Annotated in this window: 9 protein-coding genes; 1 reads left to right on the forward strand and 8 read right to left on the reverse strand. The window is 38.7% G+C overall.

Going from position 1 to position 12,648, the window contains the following annotated elements; all coding sequences use genetic code 11:
• Positions 1–249: 249 nt before the first annotated feature.
• Positions 250–951, forward strand: coding sequence for a response regulator transcription factor (locus tag AC1FXZ_RS08950; RefSeq protein WP_480052700.1), 702 nt, complete (start codon positions 250–252; stop codon positions 949–951).
• Positions 952–1,003: 52 nt separating this feature from the next.
• On the opposite strand, the gene AC1FXZ_RS08955 is transcribed toward AC1FXZ_RS08950, so the two are convergent.
• The 8 genes from AC1FXZ_RS08955 to AC1FXZ_RS08990 all read right to left on the reverse strand — a co-directional run bounded on the left by AC1FXZ_RS08955 (position 1,004) and on the right by AC1FXZ_RS08990 (position 12,604).
• Positions 1,004–2,617, reverse strand: a complete 1,614-nt coding sequence (locus tag AC1FXZ_RS08955; RefSeq protein WP_480052702.1) for an MDR family MFS transporter — start codon at positions 2,615–2,617, stop codon at positions 1,004–1,006.
• Positions 2,618–2,962: 345 nt separating this feature from the next.
• The gene (locus AC1FXZ_RS08960; protein WP_480052704.1) at positions 2,963–4,069 is read right to left on the reverse strand and encodes a CapA family protein; all 1,107 of its coding nucleotides are present in this window, start codon (positions 4,067–4,069) and stop codon (positions 2,963–2,965) included.
• 1 nt (position 4,070) lies between these two features.
• Positions 4,071–5,186 carry a CapA family protein gene (locus tag AC1FXZ_RS08965; protein WP_480052706.1) on the reverse strand — a complete coding sequence of 372 codons (1,116 nt, stop codon included), beginning with the start codon at positions 5,184–5,186 and terminating at the stop codon, positions 4,071–4,073.
• A gap of 150 nt (positions 5,187–5,336) precedes the next feature.
• Positions 5,337–6,962 carry an ABC transporter substrate-binding protein gene (locus tag AC1FXZ_RS08970; RefSeq protein WP_480052708.1) on the reverse strand — a complete coding sequence of 542 codons (1,626 nt, stop codon included), beginning with the start codon at positions 6,960–6,962 and terminating at the stop codon, positions 5,337–5,339.
• Positions 6,963–7,231: 269 nt separating this feature from the next.
• Complete coding sequence (locus AC1FXZ_RS08975) at positions 7,232–8,452, reverse strand: CaiB/BaiF CoA transferase family protein (protein WP_480052710.1); 1,221 nt, start codon at positions 8,450–8,452, stop codon at positions 7,232–7,234.
• Positions 8,449–9,753, reverse strand: coding sequence for a 2-hydroxyacyl-CoA dehydratase subunit D (locus AC1FXZ_RS08980; protein WP_480052712.1), 1,305 nt, complete (start codon positions 9,751–9,753; stop codon positions 8,449–8,451). Before AC1FXZ_RS08980 ends, AC1FXZ_RS08975 begins: the two co-directional genes overlap by 4 nt.
• Positions 9,750–10,922, reverse strand: coding sequence for a 2-hydroxyacyl-CoA dehydratase subunit D (locus AC1FXZ_RS08985; RefSeq protein ID WP_480052714.1), 1,173 nt, complete (start codon positions 10,920–10,922; stop codon positions 9,750–9,752). The genes AC1FXZ_RS08980 and AC1FXZ_RS08985 overlap by 4 nt, the downstream gene beginning before the upstream one ends.
• A gap of 272 nt (positions 10,923–11,194) precedes the next feature.
• The gene (locus tag AC1FXZ_RS08990) at positions 11,195–12,604 is read right to left on the reverse strand and encodes an amidohydrolase (protein WP_480052716.1); all 1,410 of its coding nucleotides are present in this window, start codon (positions 12,602–12,604) and stop codon (positions 11,195–11,197) included.
• Positions 12,605–12,648: the final 44 nt, after the last annotated feature.

Consider the following 12,648-nt stretch of genomic DNA (forward strand, 5'->3'; position numbering starts at 1 on the left):
CCATAAATGCGTATCCATTTTTCGCATAGGACAATGCTCCTTAAATAAAATGAAACTATTTACTTTTGTAGATAAATGTACATAATTTTTTTTATACTGAACACTCCCTTGAAAATGCGACCTCCCCCCTTTTTTGAGGGAGTGCGATATTCCTGTACCTTACCTTCACTATTTTTGATTTCTAGTATATAATTAAATTAATATATATAATTTATCGAATTTTCCAATTTCAACAAAAGGAGTTGGGTTATGTTGACTGATAATATTACCCTCCAAGATTACGTAAAACAAATCGAAAAAGCAGTAACCAATGAAGATCAACATATTTTATATATCCGTGGTTTAGTAGAAATGTTCCCCTTGCGTAATGTTTATCTATTTAGATACTCTCCCATTGGTTTTACAGCTGAAGGTGTAATCCATTTAGATCAACACAGTAAAATAAATACCATTTACGATGTTCGAGACGATCTGAGGTCATTGCCATTAATCCTTTCTTCCATTCGCAATCGTGAAGCTGAATTTATTGCAACAGAGTCCTACCTGACGCGCACCTCCAATAATTCAATTCCTACTTTAGCTCCTTCAATGTTAATTATTCCTATTTGTATGAGCGCAAATGTAGTAGGTTATACAATTTCTACTTTATTTAGTCGAAATATCTCTACAAACACCGAGAATCTTTTACAATCTGTAACGTTATATGGGAAATTATTCGGTAAAATTTTAGAAAGCAATTACCATTATCACCACGTAATTCCTTTAAGTAAAAGAGAGAGAGAAGTCATGCAAAGGTTAGCCCACGGTAATAGTGTTAAAGAAATGTCCGAAAGAATGAATATCAGTGAACATACCGTGAAGGATTATATTAAATCTGCCGTAAAGAAATCAGGGGCTAGTAATAGGCTGCATGCAACGGTTGTCTTGTTACGAAAAGGCATAATCATGTAATTTCAGGAGTCAAGAATGCATAAGAACTTGACTCCTGAAATTAATTTATCGGTCATAGATTTGTATCGGTACTACTGATTTTATTATTAGCTGTTTGTTCAATTGACGACTTAAGTGGTGTTTCCTTTAAAAATAGAGCAATGATAAACCCGCAAATGACTAAGAATGTTCCAGTTAACAACGCTCCTGATATGGAATATCCTAATATTTCTCTTAATTCAATAATAATTGTTCCATAAAGCTCGTGTAACTCAAATGGAAGTGATGATTGAATTTCGGTAACCGATTGTGGATCAACTAACGTTTGCGGATCCTTTAATTTTTCAATTTGCTGCTCAATTGCCCCTTCAGCATCCGGTGTTTTTAATAAGAGTTCTGATACATTCTCTGAACGATAACCTTGAATTAATCGTGCGTTCATCACGATTCCGACTACAGACACACCAACGGTTGCTCCTAAATGTCTAGCTAGTTGAGCAGTGGATGTTGCAACGCCTAACACTTTATGGTCAACGGCATTTTGAACAATAAGGGTAAATACTGGAAATGCCGCTCCCATTCCAAACCCTATTATGATTAAACTAACAATAATTCCCGTAATGGACGATTCAGAATTCATCATCGATATCGAAAGCATTCCTGCGGCAATAGCACCGATTCCCATTAACGCAATCATCTTATACTTTCCAAATCTACTAATTATCACCCCACAGATTGTACTCGAGATCACCATAAAAATCATTTTCGGCATGATGACAAATCCGGAAACAGTAGCTGACAACCCCATTACGCCTTGAAGAAAGAAAGGTACATACATCATCATGCCAAACATACCAGCCCCCGTAAAAAAGGAGGCCAAATTAGAGACTGTAAAAACTTTATTCTTAAATAAATTTAGTGGAACAACAGGGCTTTTAACAGTACGTTCAATCTTAATAAATAACAAAAAGGAAAGGAACGTGATCACTACTAAAGCCATTATTTCAAGTGACAGCCAATTGTAACGGACGCCTCCCCAAGAGAAAGTAAGTAACATAGAAACTAAAACAATCGTAAGTGTTCCAGATCCTAAGAAATCAATCGGTTCTTTCTCTTTTGGAGCCATTTGTGGTAGTAGCCAGAATATCAAAATAAAAGAAATGGCACCGAATGGAAGGAATGCCCAAAATACCCAATTCCAGCTAAAACTGTCGACAATGAAACCACCTAAAGTAGGACCGGAAACACTAGCAAGACCAAATCCAGAAGCCAAGAAACCCTGCCATTTCCCTCTCTCTCTCGGTGAAAACAGATCGCCTACAGAAGCGTGAGCTGTAGATATGATCATCCCTCCACCTAAGCCTTGTAACGCACGAAATATGATTAATTGAATGATTGAATTAGACCAACCACATAAGAAAGAACCTATGAGAAAAATTGTAATTCCCGTTAATAAAAAGACTTTACGCCCATAAATATCTGACAGTTTTCCTACTAAAATCCCTGAAATACTAGACGCAAGCATAAAAATGGTATAAACCCAGTTAAAGTACTCTACTCCTCCTAAATCAGCGACAATTCGAGGCAATGCGGTTCCTACTATTGTTTGGTTAACCGCTGCAAAAAACATGGCAGACACAATAGCAAGCATAATGACAACCTTCTGCTTCGTATTCAATTGTTCCATTGAGCATCACTCCAGATTATACACAATCCATTAAACTACATACTCTTTTCTCTTTATCTCATAACACACTCATGATGTATGTTCCTATTATCCACTATTTGGTCAGTTGTCCTCATACTAGCTACAATGGTCCCGTTTTTTGTCAGACATATATATAACCTATTGAATCTTTTATAATTGCTTTAAATATAAACCATAGACAATCACTTCAGGAATTTCACTTGCTATCACGTGACTATGATCTTATAAAAGATTGCTTTTGCTCGTGGAGCTGACTAGGCCGCCAATAGAGAAATCTCGGCACTAAATATCTTCTTGACAAGCCATAACACCTCTTACTCCATTTTATTCAACCACTATTTCATTTTCATCCCAACGGTATCGAGCATTTAAATTCGCCTTTTCCGTAATCATTTCCATATAATCGAAAACTTTCTGTCCGTCATCATCTTGTTTCACTACTACAGGCTGGCCTTTTTTATTGACAATACATGGAATAAAACTCGTTTGAACAATTTCTCCATTTTTAACTTTTACCTTGGCTATCATTGTATAAATCGCTTCTGGATGAAACGGATACGTTGGATACTCTATGTCAGGTACAAAACCAAATAGCTCCATTCGTTTATTAGACCATGCCTCCTGATCTTGACCCGGTTTAGGAAATAAACTAGGCACGTAAGCAACCAGATTACATAATCCATGAAAAATCGTTTTTCCTTTATAAATTTCAATCCCTTTTAACAAATGTGCATGTTCTCCAACAACCAAATCAGCGCCGGCATCAATCGCTGCATATGAAATTTCTTTTTCATAATCGGCAACTTTCACGGGTTGATGAACAAGCCCTTTATGAAAAGAAGCAATTAAAATATCACATTGTGACCGTAGCTGTTTAATATCTTCTTTCATCAATTGTAAAGAAGTTGGTTCTGCTCTCGTGTAAATGCTTGGAGGACCTCCAGGATTGGCGTGTTGAAGTTCATAATGTGTAAGGATATTGACATAAGCACAGCCCGGCTTATTTGGCGCTGCCCATGTTTCTTTCGGACCAACGCAGTTGTACTTTAGAATCCCTATTTTAGTTCCGTTTCGTTCCATAACAACAGGCTTTCTAGCTTCTTTTAGATTTTGTCCGGCTCCTACATATTCGATGTTTTGCTCTTTTAACCAAGAAATCGTGTCCTCAATTCCTCTATCTCCAAAATCAGCAAGATGATTCCCTGCCAGCGAAAGAACATCAAACCCAGCAGAAACTAAAGAATGTAAATGAACAGGGTCTCGTTCCAACTCTTCCGATTCACGATGTTTAGTCGAATAGGGAACTTCTAATTGTCCAATTAATACATCTTTTGTTGCGAGTTCTTCATTAATATGTTCAAAATAATATTCAGCGTCATTGCCTACGATAATATCTCCCACTATTGATATATTCACGTTACTAGATGTCAAACTATTCACCCCTTCCGTTTAGATTTTCATAAACTAGAACTTTATCTTCAGCCCACTCATATTTTGCATTTAATTCAGCTTCTCGCGTTATCCTTTCAACGTAATCAAACACACGTTGTCCGTCCGTATCTTTTTTCATGACAAGTGGCCTTGATTCTCGATCGACAATTAATGGTACATAACTTACTTCTGTAATTTTCCCATTATCAATTTCACATTGGGCGATCATTGTATAGATGGCATCCGGATGGAAAGGATAGGTCGGGTATTCTGGATCTGGTTCAAATCCAAATAATTCCCTTCTTCTTTTTGCCCATGCATCATCTGATTTAGCTGCTAAAATCGGTGCGTATGCAACAAAATTACATAACCCGTGAAAAATTGGTTTTCCTTTATAAAATTCTATCCCTCTTAATATATGAGCATGGTGTCCGATAATTAGGTCTGCACCGGCATCAATTGCTGCATATGAAACTTCCTTCTCGTAATCTGCTATTTTAGCCGGAGTATGACCTAAACCTTTATGAAGGGATACAACGAGAACATCGCAATTTTCTCGAAGATTATGAATGTCAGTTTTCATAGACTCTAATGTACTACTTTCCGCCCACGTATACACACTTGGAGGACCTCCAGGAGTCGCGTGATCAAGTTCATAATGCGTTATGATTTTTACAAAAGCACCCCCAGGCCTATCCGGTTGTGCCCACGTTTCCTCTGGACCAACACAGTTATAATTTAGGTAGCCTATTCTAGTTCCTTTCCGTTCAATAATAGACGGTTGTTTTGCTTCCTGTATATTCATTCCCGCACCAACATACTTAATATTGTGATTACGCAGCCATTGCGTTGTATCTTCAAGCCCCTCTATTCCTGCATCCATTAAATGATTACCAGCAAGTGTAACCATGTCAAAACCGCAATTTTCAAGTGGCTGCAAGCTTTCAGGCGCACGGTCTAATGATACCGCGTTTGGATGACGGGTCGTGTAAGGCACTTCAAGTTGTCCGACAACAACATCTCCTGTATGCAGTATTGGTTTTACATCTGAAAATAACGGCTCTGAATTAGATGCGAGGATAATATCTGCTACATTTAACAAACTTATTTTACTCACTTTTTCACCTCTCCCAGTAAGTTCATCTTTTCACAAATCGATTCTTTAGTAACTAATCTACAGTAAAAACTAACGTTCACTATGTTGTGAACAAATCACTCCTAATAAATAGGGACAGGGTGCTCCTGCCCCTATGAGATAAGAACGAGTTTATTTACTTTTAATCTTTGCATTTTCAGGAGTCCACTCTGAACCGTGACCAAAATTGATTCCAATATCTTGAACCGACTCATGTACAATAAAAGGTAATCCCTCTACTAAGATAAATGTAGCCAAAGCATGATCGTTAGCAACTAATTGTTGTAAATCATTAGAAATTTCCAATATTTCGTTCGAATCATTCGCACTTCTCACTTCGTTAAATAAAGTTACGATTTCATCTACTTCAGTAAGGTGATGACCATATGTCGTAGCTTGTGAACTAAAATTTCTTGGCATATAAGTACCTAAGTCGTGATCACCTCTATGATTATACATAACCAGGCCATCCCAAGGCTGATTATTAGCTGAAGTTGTCAACTCTCTAAAGAAGGCATTATCAACTGTATTTAACTCAATATCAATTCCAACCTCTGACAAATAACCTTGAATAGCTGTTGCTAGGCTTACGTCCGCGTCCTCATTACTGGTAGTGAGAGTTGTATTAAATCCATTTGGATACCCTGCTTCATTTAACAGCTCCTGTGCTTTTTCCGGATCATAAGTGATTTCAAGATCATTATTAAAGGTTGGTGACCCAGGTACCCCCCACTGATTAGTAGCATTTGCATAACCATAGTAAAGCGTATCAACAATGGCTTCCCTATCAATTGCGTATGATAATGCTCTTCGAACTAATGGATCAGCAAATGGAGATTGTGGATCAGCACTATCACTAATAATTCCTCTGCCTAAACTTCCTAACCCTGTAGTTAATATTTCAACGTTGAGTTCAGCTAAATTATTCATTTCGTTAGCTGAAAGGGCTGGTGCATCTATAAAACCATGAACATCGCCGGCTTGCAGTGCCGCTGTGGCCGTTGTTGGATCGGCTATGAAATAAAACGTCACACCTTCAAGATATGGTTTCCCCTCCTGCCAATAGTCAGTATTTTTCTCAAACATGACCGACTCATCTTTCGCCCAACTCACAAATTTGTATGGCCCAGTCCCAACCGGATTATCTTTTATCCAATCCATACCATTCTCCTCGTAAGCTTGAGGTGATGTCATTGGAATAAAGTGGCAAATGTTATTTAACATACTGCTATTCCAAGCATCTAATTGAACTTGGACTGTATAATCTCCTATTACCTCCACAGCTTGAATACCATTTAGTTCAGCTCTTCCTGAATCAACAAATTCATCAATATTCCACTTAACGGCCTCTGCGTTAAATTCTGTTCCATCATGAAATTGAATTCCCTCATTAAGTTCAAATGTGATTGTTAAATCCTCTGCATTTTCCTCCCAGCTTTTCGCCAACAATGGTTGCATCTGGCCTTCCGAATCATACTTTCCTAACTTTTCTAAAGCTGTACCCGAAATAATAACATCAGCAATCTGTCTCAATTCAGATGCCGGAGCCAAAGCCTGCCCTCCCCTTGATAAAGCAAGCTTAAGTTCTCCTCCATACGTATCCTCTGCTTTTTGGTCTGAAATGCCAGATGAATCGTTTTGGTCGGTTGGTTCCGACAGAGAATTAGTTTCATTACTACAAGCTGCAAGTAGCAATATCAAAATAAATGGAAGTGCCAAAAACATTAAACTAACCTTTTTAAGCTTTTTATTATCCATATTAGCCCCCTAAATCAAATTATTTTTAAAATAAAATATTGGCCCCCTCTTTAAGCGCCTTAGCCATATGAATACCGATGATCATAACCATCTGCTGTTATGTCTTTTCTCTGTCGGTTAGTTCTCCTTAATGGAGAGGGAATAACTACTTGCTTAAAGGACAATGCTCTAACCACATTTAATACAAATACAAAGATGAAAATGTACAGATTTTATTTAAACGCTTTTATTTAAGATTTCTTACTTGTCACTAAGGTGTTTACAGCGAATTAAATCACCCCCTTTTCACGTAAGTCATTTAATCGTTTATTAGATAATTTGAATAATTCGATATACAATTCCTCATTATGTTGGCCGAGTAATGGCGCAGGCTCTATCGGAACATCAGAAGCTGATAGTTTAATAGAATTCCCTGGAATAACTAGCTTTCCACGAATAGGATGATCGACTTCAACGATCATGCCGCGCTCTCGTAAATAAGGATCGTTACTTATATCTATAGTAGATAAAACGGCACTTGCTGGTACAGTCGCATTGCCCAAAGCTTCCATTGCCTCGTACTTTGTTCGTTGAATCGTCCAAGAACTTATTAATCGATCAACTTCTTCCTTATGCTCATACCGACTCTCCGGTGTTGCAAATCGCGGGTCATCTAGTAAATCTTCTCTGCCAATTACTTCTAGTAAATTTTGCCATTGCCGGCTACCCGGATGTCTCGAAGTATAAATAAATACATAATCATTTTGCTCACCAGGATGACAGGGATATACATTACAAGGAGCCACTCCAGCCATTGGCATTTCATTTCCTACCCGTGGAGCTTCCTTTCCTGTCATCAATTGACGTCCCCATGCAGAACGGCTAAAATTAATCATCACATCTTGCATTGTAACCTCAACTTTTTGCCCTTCACCTGTAACTGTACGTTGGTAGAGCGCGCCAAGAACAGCGATTGCACAATGGTAACCAGCCCCGCTATCAGCAATGTTTGCTCCTGCATGCATCGGAGGTCCGTCATTCTCCCCTGTTATACTCATGACTCCCCCAGCCGCTTGACCGATTGCATCAAAAGCAGGAAATTTCGCATATGGTCCATCGGTACCAAAACCTTTAATTTGCGCATAGATAATTCCTGGGTTAAGACTACGAAGCGTTTCGTAATCAAACCCTAATCGTTCAATCACACCCGGTGAGAAATTTTCGATAAAAACATCTGCTTTTTCGACCATTTTTAATACTAAATCTCTTCCTTCTGGCTTTTTCACATCGACTGTTACAGACTTTTTATTATTATTTAATATAAGAAATCCATACGAATCTTCATTCGGGCGATCCCTCGACGCTCCTCTTCCTTGCTCACCCGTACCTGGTCTCTCCAATTTAATCACGGTTGCACCAAGCCAAGCTAATGTTTGTGTACAAACTGTTCCTGATTCAAATTGTGTCAAATCCAAAACAACTACACCGTCTAAAGCACCTTTATTCATCATTGATTCACCCCTATTTCGTTCTCTATAAATTCTTCTAATTGAGTAGTCATGTTAGAATTATCCCACCCACGTGAATCAACAGGATCAGCACGTAATTGCAAAATAGGAATTCCAGCGTCTTCAAAAGCTTTCTTTACAAAATAGGTTCCTCCAGCTGATTGTGTACAACTGTCAGAAATTAAATGCACAACACCATCAATCCCATTTCGCTTTGCTTCATTTACATACCAATCACTATTCCATGGTGGCATATGAAGCATATCCTCCATCCCTACAGTTCGGCTTACTAACGTTCTTAATGGGTCCTCCCCATACCTTGCATAGCCATCTGCTGCAAGTCCTAGATAGATGGACCAGATAAATGCAGCGCCATACTTTTTTTCGAAATATTGGTAAAAACCTAAATTAAACCATAATCCCCGACCGAGCCACATCAATCGCACGTTTTCTCTTTCGCACACAGCTTTCCTCTGATCAACAAGTTCTTTAACCTCTTCATACAATGCTTTTGCCATATCTACCGCCCACTCGGTCCCACGCTGCCATTGCGGCACCATAACAGCAGGAACTGTATCGGTTATACTTACAGGCGAAGGTACTGTTTGTGCAATGAGATCACGTGTTTTTCGATTGTACTCAGCCTGTTCATTCGCAAGCTTCATGACTTTTTTGAATTTCACTTCACTAAATGTTTTACCTGTGTGATTTTCGAGGAAACGAATCAGTCCTTTAAAATCTTCAATCATATAATCTAGTCGATGTGATTCAAACAAATCCTCCCATTGATCACTTGCTTTGTCCCACCAATTATTAGGGATTGTTCGAGGCACCGTATTCTCTAGTGGATAAAAAGGTACATCTAACTTTTTTGACCATAGTTCAAAAATCTTTGCCTGAGAGTCACATGTTAACCTCGTTACTGCGATTGAGGGTTGAGGAAGACCGCCCCAAGGGCCATTTTCCGGTGTCGGATCAAAAGATGTTGCTAGAGAGAGTGAACAATATCGGCATAAATCTTGGCGATAACCGTGCTCATTTAGTAAGTCTAAATAGTATGGGGACATTTGTTTGGCTGAACAAACGGACGACCACCATTGATTCACAACATAAGGTATGTCCATTGCACGGAATATTTCTTGTGGAACGTCTGCATTAACAAAAGCAAAAGGTTCTCCTTTCTCCACTTTCTCTTTTAAACCTTTGAACCATTCGCGTTGGTAGGCCGTTGCTACACTAGGCGTCTTTAATCTCTTAACACTTGCATTCCCTTTTTCTTTAATTGTTCCCTTGCCTTCACTCATCTCATATCCCTCCTGCTCTTCAATAAATTTATATATTCCTTTATTTTCTGATCAACTTCTGCTTTGTTATCAAGTTTATACTGCTGACGATCGATTAACAGAACGGGTATCCCTAGTTTTTCTAAGGCATTTTTCTGTTCTGGAAAATCCCATGAAGGTGCATCATCTGCATGGTGAATAAAAAAGATAACTCCCTCTGAATTGGTTACGCTTACATTTTCAACAAGTGACGTAACTCTTTCTGACACAGTAGATTGTGAGGAAGGGAGTGAACGATCAAGGTGATAATAGTCAACGATCGCCTCTAATGGATCTACAGTAGTATCAATTCTCCCTGCAAAATTTCTGAGGCTGACATCATGATCTTCGCCGACAATCACTGCTCCGTTAGACTCAACCAATTCATAAAACTCTGTGTGCTCATGAGTACTGCCTGTAACAAAAACACGTGGTCCCTCTAACGGTTTTAGATGCTGTACATTATCTAAAAATGATTGTAAGAGAGAGTTGTATTCTGCGCGTGGGTAAAGGTAAGCTGCACTAATAATCTGCAGTGCTTGAACTCCACTTATACAGGCTGCCTCAGGCCCCCTTAATTCTGAAAAACGTTCCAGAAGACTGCGGGTCTGATTACACAATTCGATGGCACTTTCTAATTCACGACTACTTATTGAGTGATCACACCATCGTTCTAGTACCCTTACTAATTCATGGGTTCTGTCTAAATTATATAAACTAGTACTCCTTAACTTAGAATGTAAGAAGTCATAAAAGTGTAATTCTGGTAACTTTCTATTAGGCTCTGTCTGTTTTAATGCCCGCAAGTAATAGTAGATACGGATAACTGCATCCGATGAATTGGATACGATGAGGTGGTCCAGAAAGCCATAGGATCCATCAATAATCTGCCCCATTTGCATTTTTACACGTGGGTCAAAGCCACTTTCAAGATATTGATTTGCAATGTTTGGATCCTTATCCTGCTGTCCTCTAATGGGAGCAGGTAAACAGCCCGCTGCAATTAATAACTCTATCGGTACATCATTACCTAGAACACCTATTATTTTTTTACCCTTTTGTTTCGCATTGGATACAATTTGGTCAGGGGCAAGATATACACTTGAAATTTTATCCAATATATTATTTGCTAACATTTGTTCAAGACTCACGCAGCTTCCCCTCCTTAATAAGAATTTAAAAGGTTTTTATGTAACCTTTACCTCTTATCATTATGTTACGGAATTTTTTAGGGATAAAACACCCCCGTAAATCTATGCCCTTCCCCCATTTTTGGGGGAGAGTTTGCGTGTTTTTTTATGCTCAAAATCTATTCCCCGAATTGTTTGATAACCCCAACATATATAATTGAGCCGTTAAAAAAAGAGGTGCCTGTAACTTGTCGAATCGACAAATGATAGGCACCTCTACTTCTTCTACTTATTTAACTGCTCTTTTTTCCAATCGGAGGCATAACCTGTTTTGGTATCCCACTTACATATTCCCTTCCTTTTGTACTTTCCATAAATTCTTCCTTTATGTCTTCGAGTACGTTTTCTTTATTCATTAATAAATCATAGGAAGTTAAAGCCATAGCTTCTGCAGCTGTATGCATCCCCTTAAATCCAATGGAAGATCCAAAAGAAGCCGTTGCTTGCCATGAATGAAGCTGAACACCAACAGGAGCACAGGTCGTAACGACTGTTCCCACAGGGGTGATCCAGCTAACGTCTCCTACATCAGTTGATCCCCCCATCGATGATCCATGTTGTTGCTTATTATAAGCGAAATTTGTTGGAAGAAGTTCAGTAACATTATCGCTAAATAGACTTTTCACTTCGTCGGCTTTGACACCGGTACTGTTTACAAGTTGCATAGCAAACTCTTTCTCTTCATTTTCAAAAACCGGTTTATCTAATAGAAGCATATTTTCATAAAGTAAGTCATTTAATTTCTCATTTGGAAGGGTTTCATAGGCAAAAGCTGTTATTTCTGACTTTACTTCAGTTTCCGTCATCAGAGCAGCACCTTTCGCTATTTTCTCTATCCTCTCTAACATTTCTTCTACTTGTTTTTTGGTGGCAGCTCTTAAGTAGTACCAAACACTCGCAAACTCTGGAACAATATTAGGAGCTAATCCTCCATTTGTTATAACATAATGAATCCGAGTGCCATCTAACACATGCTCTCTCATATAATTGGCACCTATATTCATAAGTTCAACGGCATCTAATGCACTTCGGCCTGCATGTGGAGCGGCTGCAGCATGAGCGGTAATTCCTTTAAAATGAAATTTCACCGATGCCATCGCTTGCATACTTTTATTCATGACGATATTCGCATCACCCGGGTGCCATGTTAGAGCACAATCTAAATCATGAAAGACCCCTTCTCTTGCCATAAATGTTTTTCCAGAGAGAACCTCTTCTGCTGGACAACCGTAATAACGGATCGTACCGCCCAGTCCTTGCTCAACCATTACTTTCTTTAACGCTATGACAGCTTCTACCCCTGCTGTTCCAAGCAGGTTATGCCCACACCCATGACCTGGACCATCCGGAACAACCTCACTTTGAGTTGTAGCTACTTGTTGAGAAAGACCAGGCAACGCATCGTATTCTCCTAATATTCCAATCACTGGATTACCAGTACCATATTCTGCTACAAATGCTGTGTCAATCCCAGTTATTGGGGTTTGAATGCTAAACCCCTCTGCTTCTAACTTTGTTGTTTGCAGATTAGAAGCGTACTCTTCCTCATATGCTAGCTGTGGATGTTCCCAAATCTTTCGAGCCATACTTGTGAACTCAGCTTGATTTTCTTTTATATATTGTAAAATCGTTTGTTTACTCAAATCTAATCACCCTATCAAAATAGTAATTTTTTAAAATTGTAGTT

It is taken from the genome of Halalkalibacter sp. HAAS-P014 (genome assembly GCF_056619965.1).

What these genes read in the sequence shown, in the direction of transcription:
- AC1FXZ_RS08970 (WP_480052708.1), bottom strand. Translation starts at nt 6,962, where the DNA reads ATGGATAATAAAAAGCTTAAAAAGGTTAGTTTAATGTTTTTGGCACTT.
- AC1FXZ_RS08975 (WP_480052710.1), bottom strand. Translation starts at nt 8,452, where the DNA reads ATGATGAATAAAGGTGCTTTAGACGGTGTAGTTGTTTTGGATTTGACA.
- AC1FXZ_RS08950 (WP_480052700.1), top strand. Translation starts at nt 250, where the DNA reads ATGTTGACTGATAATATTACCCTCCAAGATTACGTAAAACAAATCGAA.
- AC1FXZ_RS08980 (WP_480052712.1), bottom strand. Translation starts at nt 9,753, where the DNA reads ATGAGTGAAGGCAAGGGAACAATTAAAGAAAAAGGGAATGCAAGTGTT.
- AC1FXZ_RS08955 (WP_480052702.1), bottom strand. Translation starts at nt 2,617, where the DNA reads ATGGAACAATTGAATACGAAGCAGAAGGTTGTCATTATGCTTGCTATT.